Origin of the sequence: Kitasatospora sp. NPDC036755 (assembly GCF_040636595.1) — a bacterium.
GTDB lineage: Bacteria > Actinomycetota > Actinomycetes > Streptomycetales > Streptomycetaceae > Kitasatospora.
Genome location: NZ_JBEZUT010000067.1, coordinates 1 through 24,840 on the forward strand (window position 1 = coordinate 1; position 24,840 = coordinate 24,840).

General features: G+C 75.4%; 24 protein-coding genes and 2 pseudogenes. 11 read left to right on the top strand and 15 right to left on the bottom strand.

Annotated features, from left to right (window positions below; translation table 11 throughout):
- A partial coding sequence (locus AB0E96_RS12965; RefSeq protein ID WP_359822184.1) for a helix-turn-helix transcriptional regulator occupies positions 1-345 on the top strand: 345 nt, incomplete at its 5' end.
- A 166-nt stretch (positions 346-511) separates the two neighbouring features.
- On the opposite strand, the pseudogene AB0E96_RS12970 reads toward AB0E96_RS12965, so the two are convergent.
- The 5 genes and pseudogenes from AB0E96_RS12970 to AB0E96_RS12990 all read right to left on the bottom strand — a co-directional run.
- Positions 512-781: pseudogene (locus tag AB0E96_RS12970) on the bottom strand (hypothetical protein); the annotation flags it as partial.
- An 80-nt stretch (positions 782-861) separates the two neighbouring features.
- On the bottom strand, positions 862-1,425 hold the full coding sequence (locus AB0E96_RS12975) for a CGNR zinc finger domain-containing protein (RefSeq protein ID WP_359822187.1): 564 nt from the start codon (positions 1,423-1,425) through the stop codon (positions 862-864).
- Positions 1,422-3,176: an ABC-F family ATP-binding cassette domain-containing protein gene (locus AB0E96_RS12980; RefSeq protein ID WP_359822190.1), complete on the bottom strand. Its 1,755-nt coding sequence runs from the start codon at positions 3,174-3,176 to the stop codon at positions 1,422-1,424. Before AB0E96_RS12980 ends, AB0E96_RS12975 begins: the two co-directional genes overlap by 4 nt.
- A 71-nt stretch (positions 3,177-3,247) precedes the next feature.
- Positions 3,248-4,882, bottom strand: a complete 1,635-nt coding sequence (gene abc-f, locus AB0E96_RS12985) for a ribosomal protection-like ABC-F family protein (protein WP_359822193.1) — start codon at positions 4,880-4,882, stop codon at positions 3,248-3,250.
- A gap of 405 nt (positions 4,883-5,287) precedes the next feature.
- Complete coding sequence (locus tag AB0E96_RS12990; protein ID WP_359822195.1) at positions 5,288-5,647, bottom strand: hypothetical protein; 360 nt, start codon at positions 5,645-5,647, stop codon at positions 5,288-5,290.
- A 269-nt stretch (positions 5,648-5,916) separates the two neighbouring features.
- On the opposite strand from AB0E96_RS12990, the gene AB0E96_RS12995 reads away from it, so the two are divergent.
- The gene (locus AB0E96_RS12995) at positions 5,917-6,111 is read left to right on the top strand and encodes a hypothetical protein (protein ID WP_359822198.1); all 195 of its coding nucleotides are present in this window, start codon (positions 5,917-5,919) and stop codon (positions 6,109-6,111) included.
- Positions 6,112-6,514: 403 nt separating this feature from the next.
- The gene (locus AB0E96_RS13000) at positions 6,515-7,804 is read left to right on the top strand and encodes an MFS transporter (protein WP_359822200.1); all 1,290 of its coding nucleotides are present in this window, start codon (positions 6,515-6,517) and stop codon (positions 7,802-7,804) included.
- Positions 7,805-7,845: 41 nt separating this feature from the next.
- On the opposite strand, the gene AB0E96_RS13005 is transcribed toward AB0E96_RS13000, so the two are convergent.
- The 4 genes from AB0E96_RS13005 to AB0E96_RS13020 form a co-directional block, all read right to left on the bottom strand.
- On the bottom strand, positions 7,846-8,436 hold the full coding sequence (locus tag AB0E96_RS13005; protein ID WP_359822203.1) for a hypothetical protein: 591 nt from the start codon (positions 8,434-8,436) through the stop codon (positions 7,846-7,848).
- Between the two features lie 121 nt (positions 8,437-8,557).
- Entirely contained in the window at positions 8,558-9,841 is a 1,284-nt protein-coding gene (locus AB0E96_RS13010) for an MFS transporter (RefSeq protein WP_359822205.1), read from the bottom strand.
- 210 nt (positions 9,842-10,051) lie between these two features.
- The gene (locus AB0E96_RS13015; RefSeq protein ID WP_359822207.1) at positions 10,052-10,786 is read right to left on the bottom strand and encodes a sulfite exporter TauE/SafE family protein; all 735 of its coding nucleotides are present in this window, start codon (positions 10,784-10,786) and stop codon (positions 10,052-10,054) included.
- A gap of 181 nt (positions 10,787-10,967) precedes the next feature.
- On the bottom strand, positions 10,968-12,320 hold the full coding sequence (locus AB0E96_RS13020) for a right-handed parallel beta-helix repeat-containing protein (RefSeq protein WP_359822210.1): 1,353 nt from the start codon (positions 12,318-12,320) through the stop codon (positions 10,968-10,970).
- A gap of 40 nt (positions 12,321-12,360) precedes the next feature.
- Here AB0E96_RS13020 and AB0E96_RS13025 point away from each other — a divergent pair, with 40 nt between their 5' ends.
- Both AB0E96_RS13025 and AB0E96_RS13030 read left to right on the top strand, forming a co-directional pair.
- Positions 12,361-13,578 (top strand): Dyp-type peroxidase, encoded by a 1,218-nt coding sequence (locus tag AB0E96_RS13025; protein ID WP_359822211.1) that lies wholly within the window; start codon positions 12,361-12,363, stop codon positions 13,576-13,578.
- A gap of 98 nt (positions 13,579-13,676) precedes the next feature.
- Positions 13,677-14,429: a phosphotransferase gene (locus tag AB0E96_RS13030; RefSeq protein ID WP_359822263.1), complete on the top strand. Its 753-nt coding sequence runs from the start codon at positions 13,677-13,679 to the stop codon at positions 14,427-14,429.
- A 76-nt stretch (positions 14,430-14,505) separates the two neighbouring features.
- Here the strand turns inward: AB0E96_RS13030 and AB0E96_RS13035 are convergent, their stop codons facing one another.
- Both AB0E96_RS13035 and AB0E96_RS13040 read right to left on the bottom strand, forming a co-directional pair.
- Positions 14,506-15,813: a cytochrome P450 gene (locus tag AB0E96_RS13035; protein WP_359822214.1), complete on the bottom strand. Its 1,308-nt coding sequence runs from the start codon at positions 15,811-15,813 to the stop codon at positions 14,506-14,508.
- Between the two features lie 102 nt (positions 15,814-15,915).
- Positions 15,916-16,554, bottom strand: a complete 639-nt coding sequence (locus AB0E96_RS13040) for a helix-turn-helix domain-containing protein (RefSeq protein WP_359822217.1) — start codon at positions 16,552-16,554, stop codon at positions 15,916-15,918.
- An 88-nt stretch (positions 16,555-16,642) separates the two neighbouring features.
- On the opposite strand from AB0E96_RS13040, the gene AB0E96_RS13045 reads away from it, so the two are divergent.
- Both AB0E96_RS13045 and AB0E96_RS13050 read left to right on the top strand, forming a co-directional pair.
- Complete coding sequence (locus AB0E96_RS13045) at positions 16,643-17,038, top strand: DUF4345 domain-containing protein (protein WP_359822220.1); 396 nt, start codon at positions 16,643-16,645, stop codon at positions 17,036-17,038.
- Positions 17,039-17,247: 209 nt separating this feature from the next.
- On the top strand, positions 17,248-17,790 hold the full coding sequence (locus tag AB0E96_RS13050) for an MOSC domain-containing protein (RefSeq protein WP_359822223.1): 543 nt from the start codon (positions 17,248-17,250) through the stop codon (positions 17,788-17,790).
- Positions 17,791-17,866: 76 nt separating this feature from the next.
- Here the strand turns inward: AB0E96_RS13050 and AB0E96_RS13055 are convergent, their stop codons facing one another.
- The 3 genes and pseudogenes from AB0E96_RS13055 to AB0E96_RS13065 form a co-directional block, all read right to left on the bottom strand.
- The gene (locus AB0E96_RS13055) at positions 17,867-18,166 is read right to left on the bottom strand and encodes a hypothetical protein (protein WP_359822226.1); all 300 of its coding nucleotides are present in this window, start codon (positions 18,164-18,166) and stop codon (positions 17,867-17,869) included.
- A gap of 133 nt (positions 18,167-18,299) precedes the next feature.
- Positions 18,300-18,560: pseudogene (locus AB0E96_RS13060) on the bottom strand (metal-sensitive transcriptional regulator); the annotation flags it as partial.
- A 143-nt stretch (positions 18,561-18,703) separates the two neighbouring features.
- Positions 18,704-19,024 (bottom strand): heavy-metal-associated domain-containing protein, encoded by a 321-nt coding sequence (locus AB0E96_RS13065; RefSeq protein WP_359822229.1) that lies wholly within the window; start codon positions 19,022-19,024, stop codon positions 18,704-18,706.
- A gap of 233 nt (positions 19,025-19,257) precedes the next feature.
- Here AB0E96_RS13065 and metF point away from each other — a divergent pair, with 233 nt between their 5' ends.
- Together metF and AB0E96_RS13075 are read left to right on the top strand one after the other, a co-directional pair.
- Positions 19,258-20,166, top strand: coding sequence for a methylenetetrahydrofolate reductase [NAD(P)H] (metF, locus tag AB0E96_RS13070; RefSeq protein ID WP_359822232.1), 909 nt, complete (start codon positions 19,258-19,260; stop codon positions 20,164-20,166).
- Positions 20,167-20,288: 122 nt separating this feature from the next.
- Positions 20,289-20,993, top strand: coding sequence for an SMI1/KNR4 family protein (locus AB0E96_RS13075; protein ID WP_359822235.1), 705 nt, complete (start codon positions 20,289-20,291; stop codon positions 20,991-20,993).
- 306 nt (positions 20,994-21,299) lie between these two features.
- On the opposite strand, the gene AB0E96_RS13080 is transcribed toward AB0E96_RS13075, so the two are convergent.
- Positions 21,300-22,916, bottom strand: coding sequence for a serine protease (locus AB0E96_RS13080; protein ID WP_359822238.1), 1,617 nt, complete (start codon positions 22,914-22,916; stop codon positions 21,300-21,302).
- A gap of 117 nt (positions 22,917-23,033) precedes the next feature.
- Here AB0E96_RS13080 and AB0E96_RS13085 point away from each other — a divergent pair, with 117 nt between their 5' ends.
- Together AB0E96_RS13085 and AB0E96_RS13090 are read left to right on the top strand one after the other, a co-directional pair.
- Entirely contained in the window at positions 23,034-23,690 is a 657-nt protein-coding gene (locus AB0E96_RS13085) for a sigma-70 family RNA polymerase sigma factor (RefSeq protein WP_359822241.1), read from the top strand.
- Positions 23,687-24,832: a CU044_5270 family protein gene (locus AB0E96_RS13090; RefSeq protein WP_359822244.1), complete on the top strand. Its 1,146-nt coding sequence runs from the start codon at positions 23,687-23,689 to the stop codon at positions 24,830-24,832. The genes AB0E96_RS13085 and AB0E96_RS13090 overlap by 4 nt, the downstream gene beginning before the upstream one ends.
- Positions 24,833-24,840 lie beyond the last annotated feature (8 nt).

The window sequence follows — 24,840 nt, forward strand, 5'->3', positions numbered from 1 at the left end:
CTGCGCCGCCACCACCGGCCCGGGGCCGGGGAGGCGCTGCGCGCCGCCCACCAGGTGTTCCGCCGCCTGCGGGCCACCCCCTGGGCGGCGCAGTGCGAGGAGGAGCTGCGGGCCGCGGGCGACTCCGAGGCCCTGCCGCAGCACGGGCCGGCCACGGGGGCGGCCGGGCTGACGGGCCAGGAGCTGCGGGTCGCCCGGCTGGCCGCGACCGGTCTGACCAACAAGGAGATCGGCCGCCAGCTCCGGCTGTCGCCCCGCACCGTCGGGGCCCATCTCTACAAGATCTTCCCCAAGCTGGGGATCACCACCCGGGCCGCGCTCGCCCACGCCCTCGACGGCGGCTGAGCCGCCCCGCCCCTCCGACCGCGGGTCATGTGCCGGTTTCCCCCGTTTCGGCACAGGACCCGCTCACACCTGGCCCCCGACCGCACACGTGTGTCGGCCGGCGAGGAGAGGACCCGTCACTCCCCGGGCCGGTGCCGTCCTGCTCCGAGGCGCGGGCTCCCGGAGGTCAGCCGTCGCCACCCGGCGTGGTCGGGCCCGGCCGCACCGGGGTGTACATGGCGGAGCGCTGCTCCTTGTGGCGCCGGACGCGGCCCTCGGCGACGAGCGACTCCAGGGTGTTCCGCACCACCTGGGGCGCCGGGTTGTGCTTCGGGTGCTCGGCCAGGAGCTCGTCCCGCAGTTCCTTCGCCGGGCACGGTGCGTCGCGCCGGCCCAGCAGTTCCGCGAGCAGGCCACCGAGCAGGGGCCGGGGCGAAGTCCCCTTCGCGCCGGCCTCCGTCGTGCGCGCACGGGTCGTACGGGCCGGCGCCGTCCGCGCGGGTGTCGTCCGGGCCGACGGGCCGTCAGACCGACGGGTCAGTGGGCGCTCGCGGCGGACGGCGACTTCTTCCGTGCGCGGTAGGCGGCGGCCTTGATCCTGTTGCCGCAGGACTCCATGCCGCACCACTGGCGGCGCATGCCCCGGGAGCGGTCGACGTAGATCCGGGTGCACTCCGGGTTGCCGCACTCCTTCAGCAGCGGGACGTCCGGTCCGCTGAGGAGCTCGACCGCCAGGCGCGCGACGGTCGCCAGTGCCTGTCCGGGCGTCGCCTCGTTGTGCCGCCCGACCGTGGTGAGCTGCGGGGTCACGGGCGGCTTGCGCGCGGCGGCGTTGAGCACGGCGAGCGCCTCGCGGTCGAACGCCTCGCCGAGCCGGCGGTCGGTGACGAGCCGGTAGATCGCCTCGCGGGCGGTCGTCGCCTCGCGGACGTCGCGCTCGCCACCGGGCGTGATCGTGTCCACCAGGCCGCTGTCCAGGTACCAGGCGTTCAACCGCTCGGGCGTCACGAACATCTCGAACCGGACCGTGCGCCGCGCACGGAGCGTAGCCGCGAAGTCCAGGGCGGGGTGCCCGCAGACGAAGACATGGTCAAGGTTCACATCACCATGCTGGCAGGTGACTGTGCGGAGGGGCAATGACGCGTGGTCCCGACCGGTTCGAGCCGCAGCTCCCGGCCCTGCCAGCGCCGGCGCAGCCAGCGGTCGTGACTCGCGAGGACGATCGCGCCGGGACCGGTGCCGAGGGCCTCCTCCAGTTCGTCGCACAGCCGGGGGGAGAGGTGGTTGGTGGGTTCGTCGAGCAGCAGCAGCCGGGGCGGGTCGGCCACCAGCAGCGCGAGGGCGAGCCGCCGGCGCTGCCCGACGGACAGCCGGCCGACCGGCCGCTCCAGGTCCGCCGGGTGCAGCAGGCCGAGCGACCCGAGCGGCACCTCCTCGGCCCGGGCCGCGCCCAGGGCCAGCCGGTAGGTGTCGCGGGCGGTGCGGTCGGGCCGGTCGAACACGGTGTCCTGGGTGAGCAGCCCCACCGTCAGTCCGGGGCGCCGGCGCACCGTGCCCTCGGCGGCGAGCCGCCCGGCGAGCACCGCGAGCAGCGTGGACTTGCCCGTTCCGTTGCCGCCGGTCACCAGCAGCCGGTCGGCCGCCGCCACCTCCAGGCCGGTCGGCGCGAGCCGGCCGGGCACCCGGACGTCCCGGAGCGACACCAGCGGCCGCTGGTCCGCACCGCACTCCTCGGCCGGAGCACCGCGTTCCTCGGCCGGAGCGCCGGACTCCGCCGCCGGGCCGTCGCTCCCCGCGGCCGCCACCCCGTCCGCGGCCAGGGCGGTGACGGCGAACCGCAGCGGCCGCGGCGGTTCGGGCACCTGCGCGCGCTCCAGCTCCGCCAGCCGCCGGGCCGCGTCGCGCACCCTCCGGGAGACCTGGCTCTGCACCCGCCCCGCCCGGTGGCCGTAGCCCATCTTCTCGTTGTCGCGCGGCCCCCGGTCCGGTGCGACCAGGTGTGCCGTCACCCCGGCCGAGTGGCGCAGCCGCGCCAGCTCCTGCTGCTCCTCGGCGTACCGCCGCTCCCAGCGTTCCCGCTCGGCGCGCTGCTCGCCGAGGTAGGCGCTGTAGCCGCCGCCGTAGCGGACCGGCCCGTCCACCGCCGGGTCGAGGTCGACCAGATGGGTGCAGACGGCGTCGAGGAACGCCCGGTCGTGGGCGGCGACGACCACGGTGCCGGGCAGTTCGCGGATCCGTTCCTCCAGGAAGGCGGCGGCCTCGTCGTCGAGGTGGTTGGTCGGCTCGTCGAGCAGCAGCGCGGACGGCCGCCGGACGAGCAGGGCGGCCAGGGCCAGCCGGCCGCGCTGCCCGCCGGACAGCGAGCCGAGCGCGCGGTCGTGCCCGAGCGCGCCGAGGCCCAGCCCGTCCAGGACCAGGGCGGCGCGGCGGTCGGCGTCCCAGGACTCCCGGTCCTGGGCCTGCTCCAGTCGCCTGCCGTAGGCCTCCAGCAGTTCCGGGTGCCCGGGGGCGGACTCCGGGACGCGGGCGAGCTCCGCGCCGAGCCGGTCCAGCTCGGCGAGGTCCGCGCGGGCCTCGCGCAGCGCGTCGTCCAGGACGGAGGCGACGGTTGCGCCCGCCTCGAAGGGCATCTCCTGGTGCAGGAAGCCGAGGTCGGCGGGGCGCGAGACGCTTCCGGTGTCGGGTTCGTCGACGCCGGCGAGCACCCGCAGCAGGGTGGACTTGCCGGCGCCGTTCTCCCCGATCAGGCCGATCCGGTGGCCGGGGGCGGCGGTCAGGTGGACACCGTCGAGGACGCGCCGGCCGCCGAGGTTGCGGACGACGTCATGGGCGAGCAGGGCGTGCTGGAGCACGGGGGAGGACCTTCCGGGGTGGGAGAGGGGGGCGGCCCGCCGGGCGCGGGCCGCGTGCGCGCGGCGGCGGCTCACACCGCGGGCGCTCCCGTCTCCTTCAGCGTGCCGTCGGCCAGCCGGAGCCAGCGGTTCACCCCGATCTCGGCGAGGAAGCGCTCGTCGTGACTGACCACCAGGAAGGCGCCCTGGTAGGAGTTCAGGGCGCTCTCCAGCTGGCCCGCGCTGACCAGGTCGAGGTTGTTGGTCGGTTCGTCCAGCAGCAGCAGGTGCGGGGCGGGCTCCGCGCACAGCACGCAGGCCAGGGTGGCGCGCAGCCGTTCGCCGCCGGAGAGCACCCCGACCGGCAGGTGGGCCCGGGCGCCGCGGAACAGGAAGCGGGCGAGCAGGTTCATCCGCTCCGTCTCGGGCCGCTCGGGGGCGAACGCGGCGAAGTTCTCGGCCACGGTGCGGTCGAGGTCCAGCAGGTCCAGGCGCTGCGACAGGTAGGCGATCCGCCCGTCGTTGCGCTTGATCTCCCCGCTGTCCGGGGAGAGTTCGCCGGTGACCAGCTTGAGCAGGGTGCTCTTCCCGGCGCCGTTGGGTCCGGTCAGGGCGATCCGCTCGGGGCCGCGGACGCTCAGGTCGACCCCGCCCTCGGCGAACACCGGCCGGTCGCCGTGGCGGACCTGGAGGCCCTCGCCGAGGAAGAGGTTGCGCCCGGCGGGGACCTGGGTGTCGGGCAGGTCCAGGGAGAGCCGCTGCTCCTCGCGCAGGGCGCGTCCGGCCTCGTCGAGCCGGGCCTTGGCCTCGCTGACCCGGGTCGCGTGCATCTGACCGGCCCGGCCGGCGGACTCCTGGGCGCCGCGCTTCATGTTCCCGGCGAAGATCCGGGGCAGCCCGGCGCTCTTGAGGTTGCGGGCGGCGTTGCTCTGGCGGCGCTCGGCGCGTTCGCGGGCCTGCTGCATCTCCCGCTTCTCCCGCTTCAGCTCCTGCTCGGCGTTGCGGACGTTCTTCTCGGCGACCTCCTGCTCGGCCTGGACGGCCTCCTCGTAGGCGGTGAAGTTTCCGCCGTAGAAGCGCAGTTCGCCGTTTCCGAGTTCGGCGATGTGCTGCATCCGGTCGAGCAGCGCGCGGTCGTGGCTGACCAGCAGCAGGCAGCCGTTGAAGTCCGCCAGCACGTCGTAGAGCTTGTGCCGGGCCGGGGTGTCGAGGTTGTTGGTCGGTTCGTCGAGCAGCAGGACGTCGGGGCGCTTGAGCAGTTGGGCGGCGAGGCCGAGGGAGACGATCTGGCCGCCACTGAGCGTGGCCAGGCCGCGGTCCAGGGTGAGGTCGGTCAGGCCGAGGCGGTCGAGCTGGGCGCGGGTGCGCTCCTCGATGTCCCAGTCGTCGCCGATGGTGGTGAAGTGCCGCTCGTCGACGTCCCCGGACTCCACGGCGTCGATGGCCCGGATGACGTCGGCGACGTCGAGCACCTCGGCGACGGTGAGGTCGGAGGTCAGGGGCAGGCTCTGACGCAGGTGGCCGAGCCTGCCGGTGACCGTCACCGAGCCCGTGGCGGGCTTGAGTTCACCGGCGATCAGCTTGAGCAGGGTGCTCTTGCCGGCGCCGTTGGGGGCGACCAGGCCGGTGCGCCCGGCGGGCACGGTGAAGGACAGGTCGTGGAAGACCGGGGTGTCGTCGGGCCAGGCGAAGGAGAGGTTGGAGCAGACGACGGAGGCGTCGGACATGGGGGTGACCTCGAAGGGGATGAGGGCAGGAAGGTAGACCTCTGCCCTGGGCAGACGTGCGGAAAGTGGGTACGACGAAACGGACCACTCCGGTGGCGGCGCTGCTGAAGCACCGGCCGGTGGCCGTCAGATCCGGATCTCACCCGGAGATGTCGTCGTCACCCGCCACGTCTGCCACTCCTCGATCACACGACTACAGGTCACGGCCACTGTAGCAGGAGCCGCCGGGGCCGGCACCCGGATACGTGTGCCGCCTCCCGGAGTGTGCGTCGGCAACTGTCCTGCGCCGCAGCCGCTTTCCTCCTGGCTCGGGCCGCCCCCGGCCCCTGCGGTCGTCGGGAAGCCGGACGGCACCCGTTGTCCGCGGGGGTGCGACACCCCGAGGGGTGTCGCACCGGGGTGTCGCTACGCCGGGACCACGCGGTAACTCAGGGCCGGCAGCGGGAGGTTGGACTGGGCGAGTGAGCCGCTGGCCCAGGGGTGGTCGCCGGTGCAGCCGGCGCCGGGGTACAGCACCACGGAGGCGGCGCCGTTGGCGACCTGTACGGAGCGGGCCGGTGTCGACAGTGTGTGGCAGGTGCCGAGGTCGGCGAGGTCGACGACGGTCGCCGCGCCCCGTCCGTCGACGGCCGGGTAGAGGCGTGCGCCCGGCTCCAGGGGCGGCCAGCCGGCGGCGTCGGCCGCCCCGGCGCCGAGGGTGATCAGGGCCGCGGTCATGGCGGCGGTCACGGCTGCGCCGCGGAGTCCGGCCTTGGGCGTGAACATGGCAACCCACCTTCCGGTGTGCGGGGGAACTGCTGGGGATCCGGCCCGTGGCTCGCGGGCCGAGTCCGGGTCGGGAGTGGATCCTTGCATCTTCAACAATGGGTGAGGGAGGGCGGAATCGGCCAAACGCGTGTGAGTCGGGACCGGGCGCGTGTGTCGGGCGCCGGGTTTCGTCACCGCCTTGACGGGTGATGAACCGAGGTGCACCCTGAGATCCGTCCCCGGCGCCGCGTGGGCGCCGTCCGTGAACGCCGATCAGGGGAGTGGCCATGAGCGAGCAGTCCGCGGGCGATCCCGCCGTTGAGGCGCGGCGGGCGCGCTTCGGCGTCCTGCCCGAGCGCATCCGCTTCGAGTCCATGACCGAAGGAGCGGCGAGCGGCCCTGGCGGTGCCGCGAACGCGGCGTACGACCCCGAGGGCGCCTGGAGGTTCTACAACTGCCTGGCCGTCGACCTGGCGCTGTGAGTCCGCCCCGGGGTGTCCCGGGCCGACCGGGGCGTGGCACCCGAGGAGGGGTGCCGGACCGACGGGGGGAGCGATCCGGCGCCCCTCTCGGAGGCGGGGGGCGCGGCCTTGCCGCACCACCTGGACGGGTCGGCCGGTACGCACCGTCACGGCGGGTCCCGATCTGTCGATCCGTCAGCAGTGACGCTACAGGGGATTTCTTGATCTGTCCATGAGGAGTTCGTGGTGTGGACACACCCCCTGTCCCGCACCCGGGAGTGACCGGCGGGGTGCCCGCTAGCATGGCCCCGTGTTCCTCTCCCGCGACTAGGGCCCGGCAGGGCGACCGCACCCCGGTGGTGCGGTCCTTCGGCGTCCCGGTCCACCGGCGCGCGGCGCGCGCCAGCTCCTGAGGAACCCCTCCATGTCTTCGTCCTACGTGACGGTCCTGCGCACCCCTGGCGCGGCCCGGCTCTTCGGTGCGGCCCTGATCGGCCGTCTCTCCTACGGCGTCGTCCCGCTCTCGCTCCTGCTGGCCGTCACCGCCACGACCGGCTCGTACGCCCGGGCCGGCTGGCTGACGGCCCTGTTCGCCACCTCCAACGTGCTGCTCTCGCCCGTCCGGGCCGGGCTGGTCGACCGCCACGGTCCGCGCCGGGCGCTGCCGCCGATGGCGGCCGGGTACGCGCTGGTGCTGCTCGGACTGGCCGCCGCCACCTGGCGTCCCGGTGTCCCGTACCCCGCCCTGCTCGCCCTCGCCGTGGCGGCCGGTGTGCTCGCACCACCCCTCGGTCCGGTCACCCGGGCGCGGTGGAGCGCCCTGCTGCCCGACCCCGAACCGCGCCGGCGGGCCTACAGTCTGGACACCGTCGCCGAGGAACTCCTGTACGTCACCGGCCCGTTGCTGGCCGGCCTGATCGCGGCGGGGACCGGCCGGCCGGCGCTCGGGCTGGTGCTGGGCGCCGCCCTCGTCCTCACCGGCAGCCTCGCACTGGCCGCCGCGGTGCGCGGCGAGCCGGCCCCGGCCCGGCCGGACTCCGCGGCGGCGCAGGACCGTTCGCGCCCCTGGCGGCTGCTCGCCCGGACCCGTCAGCCACTCGCGGCCGCCGCCGGGGCGGGCGCCGGACTCGGTGCGTTCGGCCTGCTGGCGGTGGTGTTCGCCCAGCGGCACGGGCAGGCGGCCGGGGTCGCCTGGGTGGAGGCGGCACTCGCGGCCGGGAGCGCGACCGGCGGTCTCGTCCTCGGAGCCCTCGACTGGCGGGCCCCGGCCCGGGTCCGGCTCGCCGTGCTCACCGGGGCCCTCGGCGGGGCGCTGGCCCTGACCGCCCTCGCCCCGACCCTCCCGCTCCTGGCGGCCGCGGCCGCCCTGGCCGGGCTGACGGTGGCCCCGACCCTCACCACCGCCTACCTGTTCACCGACGAGCTCGCCGGCCCCGACCGGCGCACCTGGGCCGGCGCGTGGGTCAACGCGGCCTTCAACGGGGGCGGTTCGGCCGGCACCGCGCTGGCCGGCCTGCTCGCCGACCGGCTGCCGCTCTCCCTCTGCCTCGCCCTCGCCGCCGCCCCGGCGCTGGCGGCCCTCGCGGTGGCCCGCGCCGGGTCCGCCACGGCGACCGGCGCCACCGCGGGAGCCGGGGCCGTCACCGGAGCTGAGCTGGTCACCGGAGCCGGGTCGGCTGCCGGGGCCGGGAGCACCGCCCGTACGGAGGTCTGAGCCCGGGCCGCCGTCCCGTGCGGCCGCGTGGCCCGGGCGGGTCACGCGCCGCCGGTGATGACCCCCCGCACACCGTCCGCGACGGCCTTGCTGGTCCGCCACCGCCGCAGGAAGCGGTCCTCCCGCAGCCGCTCGACGACCGAGGCCAGCCAGGCGTCGTCGCCGAGGCGTTCGACCTGGCCGAGGCTGACGATGCTCCCCAGGAGCTGGTGCAGCAGCGTGATCTCGGGCGCCGGGTACCACCGGTCGTGGTGGACGAACCGGGGGCTCCACAGGTCGTAGGGGTGCCGGACCATGGCGCGCAGGCAGGAGCCGTGGGTGCCGATCGCGGGCTGGTAGTAGTGGCCGGCGAGGAGCCCGCCGATGGGTGTGCTGAGGAACCGGCCGCTGGTGACGCCGAGTTCCAGGCTCATCAGACGGTGCCACGGCACCGGGAACGGCTCCTGCCCGGCGACGCGGTGCTCGAACCCCTCGGGGAGGACGGCCAGGTACGCCTTGCTCTCGTGGTCGCCGATGAACCAGTCGCCCCCGATCCGCACCAACGGGCCGAGGCCCAGGGGGAGTCCGGTGGGCGGCAGGTCGGCGTCGGTCGTGGTCACGCGGTCTGCGGTGGCGGGGCGGTCGGTGTTCACGGCTCTCCTCGGGGCGTGCGGCAGTGCTCGCCGACCAGTCTTCCCGGCCCGCCTCGCGGTCACCCCACCGGCAGGCCGGGGGCGTTGAGCGGGAGCGGGGAAACCGCCCGGGCGGGGGACCTTACTCCGCGTCCGGGGCGGCGGCGTCCGAGGCGGCGGCGTCCGGGGCGGACTCCAGCGCGGTCATCCGGGGGAGCAGGAGCAGCACCGCGACCAGCAGGGCGAGCAGCAGGCCTCCGCCGAGGAGCAGCGGGGTGCGGATGCCGGCGACGGAGGCGATCCAGCCGCTGAGGGCGGCGCCGGCCATGATGCCGAGTCGGGTCAGCAGCATGTAGCAGCTGTTGACCCGGCCGAGCAGCTCCTTCGGCACGGCCTGCTGGCGCAGCGACACCGCCTGGATGTTCCAGGTGACGATGCCGAAGCCGACCACGCCGTACAGCGCGGCCACCTCGGCCACCGAGGTGCTCAGGCCCATGAGGATCAGCGAGACGCCCATCAGCAGGAAGGAGAGGGCGATCCGGGGGCCCCGGCCGAGCAGTCGGCTGAGCCGGCCGGCCAGGGTGCTGGCGGCGGTGCCGCCGACGGCGCCGACGGCGAGCACGATGCCGTAGGAGGCGGCGGGGGCGTGGATGACCCGGGTGACCATCAGGACCATCATGGTGGTGCCCATGAAGCAGGCCAGCGCGCCCAGGGTGGAGAGCACGGCGAGCATCCGCACGTCGCGGTGGCGGAGCAGCCAGTCGACGCCCTCGCGGATCTCGGTGAGCACCGGGCGGCGGTCGGCCCGGGTGCGCGGGGCGGTGGAGCGGCCGGTGGCGGCGACCAGGACGGCGGCGAGCGCGAAGGACACGCCGTCCACCGCGAAGGGGGAGGCGACGGCCACGGCGAAGAGCGCCGAGCCGAGCAGCGGGCCGACCAGGTTCCCGCCGACCAGCATGTTGGCCTGCATCCGGCCGTTGGCGGCGTCGAGCTGGTCGGGGCGGACCAGTTCGGGGACGGCCGAGGTGGCGGCGTTGGAGAACACCGTCTCGCCGCAGCCGAGCACGAAGGCCAGCGCGGCGAGCGCGACCAGCGGCGGGTCGGCGAGGAAGACCCAGCAGGCGAAGGCCAGGACGACGACGGCGCGGCCGCCGTCGATCGTCCACATCAGTCGCCGCCGGTCGGCCCGGTCGGCCAGCACCCCGCCGTACAGGGACATCAGCAGGAAGGGCAGCGAGGCGGCGACGGAGACCACGGAGACCGCGCTGGGCGAGTCGGAGACGGCCACCGCCAGCAGCGGCAGGGCGGAGTCCCGCATGCCGTCGCCGACCGAGGAGATCGCCGACGCGGACCACAGCAGATTGAACTTCCGTCCCAGTTGGGGACGGCTTTTGGACGGCTTCGCGGCCAGGTCAGCTGAGGTCACCGACGCAGTATGTCATGTCCGCGGAGGAACGCTCGGGCGGATTCCGAACTGCCCGCGGTGCCCCGAACTGTCCGTGTCGGCAAGGGTGTCGGGCTCGTCCGGAGGTGTCCGGAGTGTCCGGTCGGCCTCGGTCGGCCCGGCCGGCCCGGTGGGGTGTCCGGGCGGCGGGGCGCCCGGACGCGCCCCGCCGCCCCGCCGTACCGGGAGCGCTCAGCCGAGCCCGACGGCGCCCTTGGCGAGGGTGGTCAGCCCGCCCGCCAGGGCCAGGCCCAGCACCACCGACCGGGCACGGCGCTCCGGCACCCGGTCGGCGAGCAGCCGGCCGATCGCCGCGCCGCCCACCAGTGCCGCGGCCACCAGCCACCACGCCGTCCCGGACAGCGTCGGCAGCCCCTTGCCGGCCAGCGAGAAGGCGTTCACCACCACGCCGTAGAACTGCGCGTTGGGCAGGAACTCCCGGGCCGTCCAGCCGGTGTTGACGGCGTACAGGGAGACGGCCGGGCCGCCCACCCCGGCGGCCGCGTTCATGAAACCGCTGGTGGCACCCGCGACCAGGGCTCCGCCCGCCCCGCGCAGTGCGGCCGCCCGCACCCCGCGCAGCACCAGGAGGGCTGCCAGGCTGACCAGCGCGCCGATCCCGACGAGCAGCCCGGGTGTCGGAACCGTCGCCGCGACCCAGGCCCCGGCCGGCACCGTGCAGCCGGCGGCGAGGATCAGCGGCAGCATCGCCGTCATCCGGACCTGCCGCCAACTGCCCAGCAGACCTACGGCGCTGATCACGCCGGCGGCGAGGTTGGACAGCGTGACGCCGTCGCCCGGGCCGAGCAGCAGCACCAGGACGGGTGCCGCGACCAGGGCGAAGCCGATGCCGGCGAGCCGTTGGACGGAGGCGCCCAGCAGGACCGTGCAGCCCAGGACGAGGTCGGTGGTCCAGCCGTCGGGCATCGGGTGCGGCCTCCTTTCGGTGCCGGACGGCCGATCGCCCGGACGTCCGACGATCCCACCGGTCCTTCCAGTCCGTCGCGTTGACCTCCTCGGCTCCCCGGCGCCGCCGCCCCCGCAGGCGGCGCCGGTCGGCACAGGTCGGCACAGGTCGGCGCGGATCGGCGCGGATCGGCGTCGGGGGTCAGTGCTTCGGCACGGCGTCCGCGGACTCGGGCAGCGGGTAGGCCCCGGGGTCGACCGGGCCCGGGAGGTCCGTGGCCGGGCGGCCGGGCACGCTCGGGTCCGGCAGCGAGGGCTGCGCGGGCGGGGCGGGAACCTGGCTGAACGGGATCCCGGGCGGAGCCTGGACCGGGCTGCTGCGGCCGAAGGGCGGGGCGGTGCGGCCCTGGGCGGCGCACGCCGCCAGCGTCTCCAGGCCGTCCGGGCTCTGGACGGCCGGCTGGTTGCCGGTGAAGCAGTTGCCCGGGTCGGCGGAGGCCAGTACGAGGTCGGTGCCGTTGCCGGTGGCCCGGTTGCCCTCGATCCGGTTGCCGCTCGCCGGGTGCCCGGGCGGGTCGGTGACGATGACGCCGGCCGCCCGGTTGCCCTGGACCAGGTTGCGCTGCACCTGGTTGGCCGTGCCGCCGCCGATCCCGATCCCGATGCCGTAGGCGCCGTCGGCCTGCTGGGGGGTGTCGCCGGCGTTGTTGTCGGTGACGGCGTTGCCCACGATCACCGCGCCGTGCTGCGGGGCGAGGGCTTCGAGGTCGTTGGAGTTGACGGTGACCCCGACCCGGTTGCCGTGGACCCGGTTGCCGACCACGGTGAGCCCGTCCGAGGCGTTGGTGATCTCGATGCCGACGGCGTTGCGTTCGACGGTGTTGCCCCGCACCAGGGTGTCGCAGGGCTTGCACTGGCCGACGTAGATGCCGGAGTCGGCGCCCCCGGAGGCGTACGAGTCCTCGATGACGCCGCCGCGGGCGTCGAAGGCGTAGATGCCGTACAGGCCGTTGTTGTACGCGGTGACGCTGCTGGCGCGGAAGCCCTGGAGGACCGGGAAGCGGACGGTGTCCAGCGGGTTGTAGGCCGAACCGCCGGCGCCGTGCTGCTGGAGCTTCTCGTCGGTGACGCCGGTGAACAGCACGCCGTTGGCCAGGTAGCCGTGGACGGTGAGGTTCTCCACCACCGACCCGGGGCCGGAGGCCGTGATGCCGTTGACCAGCTTCAGCCCGCCGTCCAGGACCACGGTGTTCCGGTCGGTGCCGCGCAGCACGATGTTCGGCCTGGTGAGGCGCACGCTCTCCCGGTAGGTGCCCGGGTCGACCAGTACGGTGTCCCCCTCGCGGGCCACGTCCACGGCCTGCTGGATGGTCGGGAAGTGCTGCGGGACCCGGACGACCGTGCCCTCCGGGTGCTTGGCGTCGGAGGAGGACGAGCCGCCCGAGGAGCAGCCGGAGAGGGCCAGGGCCGCGGCGGCGAGCAGGGCGGGCAGACGCCTGGCGATGCGGCTCCCCGGCGAGGGCGTCGCGCCGGAGCGCACGTGACGTGTGGTCAAAAGTTGCATACGGCGTGTTCTATCGTCTCCAATGTCGCCCATGCATGCCGAAACCGGAAAGGCGCAGGACCGGCCACCGACCGCCCGGGGCGGCGGGGTGGCCCGCAGGGCTCTGATCACGGGCGGGGCGGTGGTCGCCGCCGGGCTCGGCGCCGGGGTCACGGCCCTGGCCGTGGGCGGCCCCGACGCCGGGCAGCGCCACGGCCGGGCGGCGGCGCCGGAACCGCCGTCCGTGCCCTTCCACGGCGAACGGCAGGCCGGGGTGACGGTCGCGCAGCAGCCCGCCACCCAGCTGCTGGCCCTGGACCTGGCGCCCGCCGCGGCCTCGGACGGCCGGGCCGCCCTGCGCGGCCTGCTCGGCGAGTTGACCCGGGTGCTGGCCGGTGCGGCCGGCGCCGACCCTGCGGACGCGCGGCTGCGGGACGGCCAACCGGCCCGGCTCAGCAGCCTGGTGGGCGTCGGGCCCGGCCTCGCCGCCCGACTGGGGCTGAACGTCCCGCCGGCCCTGCTGGCCGGGCTGCCCGACTTCGCCGGGGACCGGCTCGACCCGGCGCGCGGCGGCGGCGACCTGGTGATCCAGCTGTGCGCGGCGGACCGCTGGCCGCTGTCCGTGGTCGCCGAACAGGTGGACGCGGCGGCCCGGGCGGCGGGCGCGGCGGTCCGGTGGACGCAGTCCGGCTTCCTGGCCCGGACCGCCGGGGGCGCCACGCCCCGCAACCTGTTCGGCTTCAAGGACGGCACGGCGAACCCGGACGGGGAGCAGAGCGCGCAGTGGGTCTGGGGCCCGCCGGGCCCGTACGAGCACGGGACGGTGCTGGTCTACCGCCGGATCCGGATGGACACCGCCGCCTTCGCCGCCCTCCCCGAGGAGCGCCGCGAGCAGGTGATGGGCCGTCGGGCCGGGGACGGCGCCCCGCTCACCGGCACGGCGGAGCACGACGAGCCGGACATCTACACCAAGAACCCGGACGGCTCGTACGTCCTCCCGGCCACCGCACACGTCCGCCTCTCCAGCCCCCGGCTGGACGGCGGCGCCCGGATGCTGCGCCGGGGCTACAACTACGACGACGGCCCGGGCGACCGCGGCCTGCTGTTCTGCGCCTTCATGCGCGACCCGGCGCAGTTCACCCGGGTCCAGGAGCGGCTGGCCGCCCGCGATTCCCTCAACGCCTTCATCGAGCACACGGCGTCGGCGGTGGCCTACGTCCTGCCGGGCGCGCCGGAGGGCGGGACGCTGGGGGAGGGGTTGTTCGGATGAGCCGGGCGGAGGAGGAGCCGGTGCCCGCCGGGGAACGGCCGGTGCCCGGTGGTGAACGGCTGGTGCCCGATGGTGAACAGCCTTTGTCCGGCGGGAACATGAACGCCGGTGTGGTCCGCGTCGGGGACACCGTGCGCCGCCCGGCCGGGCCGTGGACACCGGCGGTGCACGCGCTGCTGGAGCACCTGCACGCGGTGGGGTTCCGGGGGGCGCCGCGCCCGCTCGGCCTCGACGGGCAGGGGCGCGAGGTACTGACCTACCAGCCGGGTCTGGTGGTCTGGCCCGAGCACTTCGGCCTGCTGGACCCGGCCGGTCGGCTGGCCCGGGTCGCCCGCCTGATCCGCGAGTTCCACGACGCCGTACGGGACTTCACGCCCCCGCCGGACGCCCACTGGCAGGTGCTGATGCCGCCCGACGGCGTCGCCGACACCATCGCCCACAACGACCTGGCCCCGTGGAACCTCGTGGTCGGCGCCGAGCACCAGTGGTCCTTCATCGACTGGGACACAGCGGCTCCCGGCACCCGGCTCTGGGACCTCGCGTACGCGCTGCACGGGTTCCTGCCGCTGTCGGCGCAGCCGGACTTCCGGCTCCCCGACGCCGACGCGGCCGCCCGGCTGCGGGTGTTCGTCGACGCCTACGGGCTGGACGAGGACGAACGGCGCGCCCTGGTAGCCCTGTTGGGGCCGCGGACCCGGGCCATGCACGACTTCCTGCGGGATCGGGCGGGCCGCGGGGTCCAGCCCTGGGTGAGGCTCTGGGCGGAGGGGCACGGGGAGGTCTGGCGCGGCGACGCCGAGTACATCGAGCGGCGCCGGGAGCGGTGGCTCGGCGCCCTGCTCGACGGCTGAGGCCGGGCAGGGCACCGGACGGCGTGGCGCCGGACGGCCGGGCGGCGGACGGCGCGCCGGGTGGCCGGCGGGGCGGCTACCAGTCCACCGGGAGGCGGGCCGGGCTGCGGGTGGTGCCGCCGAGCTGCCAGGCGAGCTCCGCGACCGGGGCGGTGAGGCGCAGGCCCGGCAGGGCGGTGGCGAGGCGGCGCAGGGACTCGCGCATCTCCAGCCGGACCCGCCACGCGCCGATGCAGTAGTGCGGGCCGGAGCTGAAGGCGAGGGTCGGGGCGGGGAGCGCGAGGCCGAGGTCGGTGTCGAGGCCCTCGGGGTAGACGGCCGGGTCGCGGTTGGCGCTGCCGAGGCTGACGGCGACGACCGAGCCGGCCGGGACGGTGACGCCGCCGACCTCGATCGGCGCGGTGGTGCGGCGGATGGTGGCCTCGTCGTCGCCGAGCGGGATGTAGTGCAGCAGGCGTTCGGCGGTGCGCTCGGCGGTGCCCGGGTCGGCGAGGAGCGGCCAGTGCTCGGGGCGTTCGCCGAGCACGTAGACGAGGGCGTTGGCGAGCGCACCGGCGACGCTCTCGTTGCCGCTGGCGGTGAGCCCGGCGACCAGGAAGACGAGGGACTCCTCGGGGACGCCGCCGTCCTGGTCGGCGGCCCGGACCAGGTGGCTGACCAGGTCGTCGCCGGGTTCGCGGCGCCGGCGGGCGACCAACTCGGCCATGAAGGCGCCGAATTCGGCGAGGGTTTCGGCCTGGGCGGCGTCCGGATCGGCGGCTTGGGCGGGGGCCTGGCCGCTGGTCCGGGCGGGTGCCCGGCCGGTGGTCTGGGCGGGGGCCCGGCTGGTGGTCCGTTCCGCGGTTGCCTCCGCCGGCTGTTCCCCGCCCTGGGCGAGCAGGGCGAGGGTCCAGCGGTGCAGCCGCTCCTCGTCGAGGCGGTCCGGCCCGTCCCCGTCGAGGCCCATCAGCCGGGTGGTGACGGCGAACGGCACCGGCCGGGCGAACGCCTCGACGAGGTCGGCCGGCGGGCCGGCGGCGACCAGCCGGTCCACCGACTGCTGGACGGCGGCGGCGACCCACGGCTGCCAGCCGGCGATGGCGCGCGGGGTGAAGGCCCGCTGGACGGTGCCGCGCAGTCGGCGGTGGGCGGGGCCGTCCTGGTTGAACAGGGACGCCGGGTTGGCGGCGACGTCGGCGGTGGTGCCCGCGGTGCCGACGTCATGCAGGTCGGCCCGGGTGACCCGGGGGTCGCCGAGGACCTGCCGGACGTCGTGGTAGCGGGTGATCAGCCACGCGGGGGTGCCGTCCGGGAGGGTGGTGGGGTGGGGCGGCTGGGCGGGTGTGGTGGGGAGCCGGTGGAGTGGGGGGAGGGCGGTCCGGGTGTCGGCTGTCGCGGAGTCCATGGGTCCCTTCGCTGGGTCGGAGGTCCGGCGGATCGAGGGGAGTCAGAGCATCCAATTGTCGTATATTCATAGGGGATTGGAGGCTTATGGTGCTTCTCCCCGTTACGCCCCGATGGTATGCCCTCGGCGCCCCCAATCGGGTGCCGGATCCGCGGGCAGCAGCGGCCGGAGCGCGCCCAGCACGGCGCCGATGCAGGCGTCCCGCAGCTCGGTGCGGGTGCAGGTCTCCTCGGTCAGCCAGTCGACGACCAGCACCCGGACGAACACCAGCCAGCTGCGCAGGACTTGGGACACCGCCCGGCGCGCCCGCTCGTCCGCGAGGGGGAGGACGCCGAGCAGCCGCTCCCGCAGGGCGTCCAGCTCCTCGGTCAGGATGGTCTGGATCACCTCGTCCCCGGCCAGCACCCGGTTGGCCGCGAGCACGGCGTGCCGGTTGGCGACGAAGTAGTCCAGGTGGGCGTCCATGCCCTCGAGCAGCTGCTCGACCAGGGTGTCGGCCGGGTCGAACCGGCTCCTGGCGAGCAGGTCGTAGGCGGCCTCCCGGTAGACCTCGGCGAAGAGTTCGCGCTTGCTCGCGAAGTGCCGGTAGAGCAGCGCCCGGGAGACCCCGGCCCGCTCGGCCACCTCCTCCATCAGCACCTCCTCGTACGGCCGGGCGGCGAACAGCCGGGCGCCGACGGAGAGCAGCTGGGCGCGTCGCTCGGCGGGGGAGAGCCGCCGGCGTCGTTCGTGGACTGGCATGCGGGCCAGGTTACTTGACACGCGTCTACTTGTCGGCGCTAGCTTGGTAGACACGTGTCAACCGGACTCCGGAACGGGTGGGTGGGTCATGGCCAGGGCCTTACGGGTGCTCGCGTGGACGATGGGGATCGCCTGCGTGGCGATCGGATTCCTCCACATCCTGCTGGGGAACGCCGCGATGCCCGGGATCGCGGACGCCGGCCCGACGGTCGGCAGCTTCGGCCGCTTCATGGGCGCGGTCTTCGCCGGGTACGGGGCGGCCTGGATCTCGGCAGCGCGGCAGAGGCCGGTGCCCGCCCGTACGGTGCGGTGGCTGGCGGCGCTCCTCCTGCTGGGAGGCCTCGCGCGGGTGCTGTCGATCGTGGTGGACGGCCGGCCGCACTGGTTCCAGCTGGTGTTGATGGGCATCGAACTCGGGCTCGCGCCGGTCTACTTGTGGCTCGCCGGCGCGGACGAGCGGGCGCCCGCGCGGCAGCCGGCCTGACACCCGCCCGGCTCGGCGGCGGCGCCGCCGGCCCGACCGCGCCGCCCTGGTCATCGCCACCCTCGGCCGCAGTGCCCCGGACTTCCGGTACCGCCGCTCCTGCGGGCCCTCTCGGAGGGCCCGCCGTGAAAGTGGCAGGTGGCGACGGCCGGGAGGGCGGCTATGCTCCCGGGTGGATCGAACGTACGTCCGCGAGGAGGCCCTTGACCATGAACGGCACCGTGGTGGCGGTCAGCAGCAACGCCGAGTACTCGTTCACCAAGCCGAACCGGGACGCCATCACCCTGCTCGCCGGGCTGGGCGTCGAGGGCGACGTGCACGCCGGGGTGACGGTCAGGCACCGATCCCGGGTCGCCCAGGACCCGACCGTGCCCAACCTGCGCCAGGTCCACCTGATCCACCGCGAACTGCTCACCGAGCTCGACGAGTCCGGCTTCGACGTGGCGCCGGGGGCCCTCGGCGAGAACATCACCACCGAGGGCGTCGACCTGCTCGGCCTGCCGGTCGGCGCGGTGCTGCGGATCGGTCCCGAGGCCGAGGTCGAGATCACGGGCCTGCGCAACCCGTGCGCCCAGATCGAGGCCTATCGGCCGGGCCTGCTCAAGCGGGTCGTCGGCCGGGCCGAGGACGGCACGATCGTGCGCCGGGCCGGCGTCATGGGTGTCGTCCGTACGGGAGGCCCGGTCAGGCCGGGCGACACCATCGCCGTCGAGCTGCCGGGGGGCCCGCACCGGCCCCTCGACCGGGTCTGAGGCGTCGGCGCGTAGGGGAGCCGGCGCGGTGAGGAGTCGGCGCCTTGGGGCATCGGCGCGTCGGGGCATCGGGGCGTCAGAGGGGTCGGGAGGTCTCCCCGTCGACGCGGCGCAGGTCGTAGAGGTACGACCTGCCCGCCTTCCAGCTGCGCCACGGCCCGGTCGGCGGGAGCTCCCGGGGCCGGTCCTCGCCCAGCAGCGGGCCGGAGTTGGGCACCCCCTCGGCGTCGACCACGCACCAGCCGCGCTCCGGCGCCCACCGGCACCAGAGGTCCAGGTCCCGCCGTCTGAACGAGGGCCGGCCGTTGTGGGTGCCGTCCGGGTCGAAGCGGTAGACCAGGCCGTCCAGGCGGCGGACGAACTCGATCGACGGCACGGCTGATCCCCCCGGTCTCCCGACTCGACTGCCCGGTGCGGTCGGTGGCCGCCGAGCATACCCCCACCCGGTAGGTCGGCGCCCCGTGCGCGGCGGTGCCGCGGGGCTCGCCCCGTCGCCGTGACGTCGCCGGTCAGGACCTGACGAGGCGGGCGATGGCCTGGTTGGCCTCGCGGACCTTGGTGCTCGCCTCCTGGCCGCCCTCGGCGATGGCGTCCCGGACGCAGCATTCGATGTGCTGCTCCAGGAGTTGGAGGGCGAAGGACTGGAGCGCGCGGCTGGCGGCGGAGACCTGGGTGAGGACGTCGATGCAGTAGGTGTCCTGTTCGACCATGCGCTGGAGGCCGCGGATCTGGCCCTCGATGCGGCGGAGCCGCTTGAGGAAGTCGTCCTTGTGGGAGCTGTAGCTGACCATGGCCGTCTCCGGTTCCTGTGCGGTGAGGCGTGCGCTCACTGTACCGGCGGGCGGGTCGGGCGGAGTCGGCTCGTACGGGCGGGTGGTGGTCCGACCGCACGAGCCGACTCCGGGGGGAGGGGTCAGCCCTCGACGCGGCCGACCAGCTCGTAGCCGGCCTCGTCGACGGCGGCGGCCACGTCGGAGTCGGCGAGCGGCCGGGTGCTGCCGACGGTGACGTTGCCGGTGGTGAGGTCCACGGCGACCTCCTCGACGCCGTCGAGCTTCGTCAGCTCGGCGGTCACCGAGCCGACGCAGTGGCCGCAGGTCATGCCCTTCACCTGGAACACCGAGGTCAGCGTGGATCCGGCGGCCGGGGCCGCGCCGGCGTCGGTGCCGCACGAGCCGCAGCAGGAGGAGGTCTCGGTGGCGGCGGACTCGACGGTGACGGTGGTCTCGCTCATGGGTGTGCTCCTGTCGTGGGTGCCCGGCGCCGGCCGGACTGTCCGGGCGGCTGCTTCGCTTCTGAACATACCATACCCCCCCAGGGTACCCGCCAGGGGTTGGTGAACAGCCTCCGCGCCGACCGGAGGGCGCCAACACCACGCTGTGACAGTCCTGTTGCGGGTGCCCGGGCAAGGTGGAGGAGCTCCCGCGCATCCCCGGACGACCGACACCCACCACCTGAGGTGAACCCATGGACCAGACCACCCGGCGCGCCCCGCGCGGCCTGCGCGAGATCCTCGCGGCCGGCGAGCGGACCTACTCCTTCGAGTTCTTCCCCGCCAAGGACGAGGCCGGTGAACGCGCCCTGTGGGCGGCGATCCGCCGGGTGGAGGCGGTCGCGCCGACCTTCGTCTCGGTCACCTACGGCGCCGGCGGCTCCTCCCGCGACCGCACCATCGGGACCACCGAACTGATCGCCGCGCAGACCACCCTGCGCCCGGTGGCCCACCTGACCGCCGTCGGCCACTCCACCGCCGAACTCCAGGCCGTCCTGCGGCGCTACGCCGACGTCGGCATCCGCGACGTCCTCGCCCTGCGCGGCGACCCGCCGGGCAACCCCAACGGCGCCTGGGAACCGCACCCGCAGGGCCTGCGGTACGCGGCCGAACTGGTCCGACTGGTCAAGGAGTGCGGGGCGTTCACCGTCGGCGTGGCCGCCTTCCCCGAACGCCACCCGCGCTCGACGGACTGGGACGGCGACATCCGGTACTTCGTCGCCAAGTGCCGGGCCGGCGCGGACTACGCCGTCACCCAGATGTTCTTCGACGTCGAGCACTACCTGCGGCTGCGCGACCGGCTGGCCGCGGCGGGCTGCGACACCCCGGTCATCCCGGAGATCATGCCCGCCACCGACGTGCGCCAGATCGCCCGCTTCGCCGAACTCAGCGGCGCGTCCTTCCCGGCCGCCCTGGCACGGCAGCTGGAAGCGGCCCGCGGGGACCGGTCGGCGGCCCACCGCATCGGCGTCGACCACGCCACCCGGATGGCCGAGCGACTCCTCCAGGAGGGCGCCCCCGGCCTGCACTACATCACCCTCAACCGCTCCACCGCCGCCCTGGAGATCCACCGCAACCTCACCCCGTCCGCCCCCGCCCGCTGACCGCCGGCCGGGTGGTGCCCTCCGGCCCGGCGGGAAGGAGCCCCCGGCGCTCGGCCACCCGTGTCGGAGCCGGTGTCGGTGCCGGGCGGTAGCCTCCTGACACGCCGTCGACAGGAGGAGCCGTGGACGTACCCGTCGACTGGACGGCGGTGCGGGAACGCGTCATCGCCGTGAAGGAGGCCGGGCGCCGGGCGGTCGGCCTGGGGCCGTCCCCGTACCCGCTGTTCGAGACCGCCCTGACTCCGGCCGAGATCGCCGAGGTCGAGACGCAGTACGGTGCCGAACTCCCCGGTGAGTACCGCTCGTTCCTGGCCGAGGTCGGGGCCGGGGGCCCCGGGCCGGAGCACGCACTGACCTCGCTGCGCCGGATCGACGGGAGCTGGGGGTGGGTCGCGGACGACGACGAGGAGCACCCCTGGCTGCCGGACACCGGCGGGCCGTTCGTCGAGACGGAGGGCTGGGCGGAGTGGCAGCTGGCGACCCTGCGCGCGGCCGGGCACGAACCCGCCGCCCGGGACGGGGACTGCGACTACCTGCCCGACTACCGGAAGGCCTTCGGGGCCGCCGGTGACGAGCTCTGGCACCTGGAGCGCGGGCGCGGGGCGGTCCAGATCGGCGACAACGGGTGCGGGGCGACCGGCTGGCTCGTCCTGGTCGGCCCGCGCCGGGGGGAGCTCCGCCACCGGGACTGCGCGGTCAACCCGCCCTACGAGCCGTTTGTCGACGCACAGGGGCGCCCCCACACCTTCGGCACCTGGTACCTGGAGTGGCTCGAACGTTGCGAGCGGGAGGTCCGGGAAGCGGGGCTCGGAGCAACAGGGTGTTGAAGGCGGCGCTCGGCCGGCCCGGCCGGTGGCCCCAGTGCCGAGCTGCTGCTCGTCGCCCGGTCCGGCGCCGCCGAGGCGGGCGACGAAGCTGCTTCCGGAGGGCGGCAGGGGGAGCGCGGGGTGCCGGGCGTCCTCTCCGAGGTGGTGCCCCCCAGAGGGCCTCGCCGGTCCAGAAGTTGCTCATGTCCGTCCGGTTCGTCGTGTCGGCGACCAGAGCGCACCCCGGTCGCCGACACGACAGCGGGGCCGGCGCCCGCCCCCTCGGTTGGGGGAGAGGCCGGCGCCGGCCCCGGGTGATCGGGGGTGTCAGCGGGTGCGGTAGGCGTCGACGAGGGTCTGGTCGAGGGTGTTGCCGTCGGCGTCGGTCAGCTCCGCGCGCAGGGAGACGGCCGTGCCGGCCGACGGGTTCCGGACGGTCACGGCGCCGTCTTCGAGCGGCAGTCGGGTCCAGGAGGCGCCGTCGTCAGTGGAGGCGGAGACGGTCAGTGAACGGGTGCGGCCGTCGGCGGCGGCGCCCTGGACGGTGACCGGGATCCGGAGGGTGCTTCCGGCCGCCGCCGCGCCGGCCGGGTCGAGGTCGGGGGAGAACCGCACGACGCTCACCGGGAGCGCGGACGGGCCGGAGGTGGTGGCCGAGGAGAAGGTCCAGGAGGCGTTCACCCGTGTGGTCGCGCCGGCCGCGGCCTTGCGGGTCACCGTGGTGGCCAGCCGGTAGGAGGCCCGGCCCGGCGGCACGGTGAACTCGCCGCGGCCGGGTTCTCCGGACGTGGCGCCGACGAGTACGCCGTCGCGGTACAGCGAGGTGTAGGCGGTGTCGAACGTCGGGCCCCAGGGCGCGTGGCCGCCGCCGTCGGCGAGCAGTGGGACATCGGCGGTGATCCGGTCGCCCTCGCGCGACACCGCGGGGCGGTCGGTGAGCGCGGGGCCGAAGACCGGGCCGTCGAAGGTCTGGGTGGCCGTGGCCCCGGCCGGGACGGTGACGCGCTCGGCGGAGTAGTGGGTCCGCGTCGCCTCGTCGGCGCCGGGGGCGGTGAAGCCGATGTCCCAGGCGCCGCGCTCGGGTGCGACGAGGAAGGTGACGGTGCCCGGCGTCCTCATGACCCGGGGGGCGCCGGCGGAGGCCCCTTCGCTCGGCACGATGCTGAGCAGACCGACGCCGGCGCTGCCCGGGCCGGCGGCGCCGCGGATGTTCAGGGTGCCCAGTTCCTGCGCGGAGTACTGCCGGGAGAGCCCGGTCAGGGCGCGGGTGCCGGAGAAGGTCCGGCCGAGCAGGTAGCCGCCGCTGTCGGTCGCCCAGGTGGAGTCGAACCACTGCTTGACCGCTCCGGCCTCGGTCTCGGGCCCCAGGTGGCCCACACGCAGGTTGGTCGACCGGTTGCCGATGTTGGCGCTCCTGGTGACGCCCCTGTAGGTGACATCGACGAACATCGAACTCTGCAGGAAGCGCGCACCGTCGTCCGGGGGCCGGACGTCGACGGGGGCGGTGGTCCGCGCGTCGAAGGTGACGGTGGTGTCCCGGTCGAGGTCGAGGCGCGGCTGCACGATCCAGTCCGTCCAGACCGGGCCGTCCGTCCCCGGACCCGTCGTCAGGGTGCTGTCCAGCAGGTACCGGCCCTTGGGCAGCCGTACGGTGGTGACACCGGAGGCGTCCTGCTGCTCCAGGACCTGCTCGACACCGGATGCGAAGATCCCGGCGAGGTGGGTGCGGTAGGCCGCGGCCGGTCGGCCGTCATGGTCCAGGTGCCTGATGGTGAGGGTGTGCGTCTCCGGCTCGGCGGCGGTGGCCGTGCCGCCGAAGACGGGAGCCGAGGTGCCGACCAGGACGACGGCGACGGCCAGGGCGCGGAGGGCGTGTCGGCGGGGAACGGCGTGGCGGGAAACGGAACGGCGGGGGACGGGGCGGTGGGCGGGAGTCGTGGTCATGCCCCGTACTGCCCGGGCGGGCAGCCGAGTTCCCGTGATCGGGATCACGCCCGCAGTGGCGCGGGTGCTGTGACGCAGGTCACCGGAACCCGGGCGGCGGACCGGGCAGGGCAGAGCGTGGAAGCACTGACGAGAACGCGTCTCCGCCGCGGCGACCCCGATGTCCTGGGCGAGCTGTACGACGAGCACGCCCAGGTGTTGTACCGCTACGCCCTCCGCGTGACGGGCGACTGGGCGGAGGCCGAGGACGTCGTCTCGACGACCTTCCTGGAGGCGTGGCGGGGGCGGGAGGGGCTGCATCCCGACGGCGACGGGCTGCGCCCGTGGCTGCTGGGCATCGCGACCAACGTCATGCGCCGCAACGCGCGCGCCCGGAGGCGCCGTGACCTCGCGCTCGCCCGGCTCCCGGAGCGCGGTTCGGTCCCGGACTTCGCCGACGACCTGGTCGCGCACCTCGCGGACACCGAGCAGCTGCGCGCCGCCCGCCGCGCCCTCGCCCGGCTCCGGCGCCGGGACCGGGAGGTCTTCACCCTCGTGGTGTGGGCCGGACTGGACTACGCGAGCGCCGCCGAGGCGCTCGGCACGCCGGTCGGCACCGTCCGCTCGCGGCTTTCCCGGGCCCGGGCCCGGCTGCGCGAACTCACCGAGGCCGAGGCCACGGTCGGCGCCACGGCCAGGGCCGCCGCCACGGCCAGGGCCGGGGGCCGGATCCCCGCGCGCCGGCCGGGCCGCATTCCCGCGCTGAGACCGTCGACCCAGGAGAGCCACGGATGAACACCACCCCACGGCACGGTACGCAGCTCCCGCCGCCCGGCCGGCCCGGGGAGCCCGCGGGGCCCGGGGAGTCCGATCGCCGCGAACTCGCCGCCCTGCTGCCCCCGCCGGCGGTGCCCGGACTGGACGCGGACCGTTACCTGCGGCTGAGGGCGGAGGTGCTGCGCCGGGCCGTCGCGACCGCGGAGGCGCCGCGCGGCGCGACCCGGCCCCCGGCCCGGCACCGGCGCCCGCTGCGGATCGTGGTGCCGGTGCTCGCCGGTGCCCTGGCGATCGCCGCCGCCGTGACGGTGGACGGCACGGGCGGCGCGGCCGGGCGGGGCGGCGTGGTGGCCGGAGGCGGGGCCGGCGGAGCCTCCGAAGCCGTGCGGCTCCTCGACCGGATCGCCCTCGCCGCCGCCGCGGTGGAGCAACCGGCCGTCCGCGCCGACCAGTTCGTCTATGTCGAGAGCAGGGTCTCCTTCGCGGCGCAGAGCGCCGCCGGGGGCCCCGCGACGCCGGCCCCGGTGCACACCCGGCAGGTCTGGCGGTCCGCCGACGGCACCCGCCCCGGCCTGCTGCGCGAGGAGGGCGGGCCGGACACCCGGATCGACGAGAGCGGACCGGTCCTCCACCTCGACGGACCGGCGGCGACGGCCCGGCCCGGAGTGTCGGAAAGGGGCGGTGCGCCGGGTGGGGGCGGCCCGTCGATCGGTGACCCCACCCACGCGTTCGTCGCCGCGCTGCCCACCGATCCGGACGCCCTGCTGGCGCTGATCCGGGAACAGACCCGGGGCCAGGGGCAGGATCCGGACCAGCGGGCGTTCACGGCGATCGGCGACCTGCTGGCCGAGACGTGGGCGCCGCCGCCGGTCGGTGCCGCGCTCTACCGGGCCGCGGAGCGGATCCCGGGCGTCACGGTGGTCCCTTCGGCCGTCGACGCCGCCGGGCGCGAGGGCGTCGCCGTGGCCCGTACGGCGTACGGGCGGCAGACCCAGTGGCTCTTCGACCGGGGCACGTACGCGTTCCTGGGCGAGCGCACGGTCCTCGGCGAGGACGGCGACGCGGGGCCGGCCGGGACGGTGGTCGGCACCTCCGCCGTGATCGCCTCGGCCGCCGTCGACCGGGCCGGTGACCTCCCGCCGGCCCCGCCCCGGACGTGATCCGGACG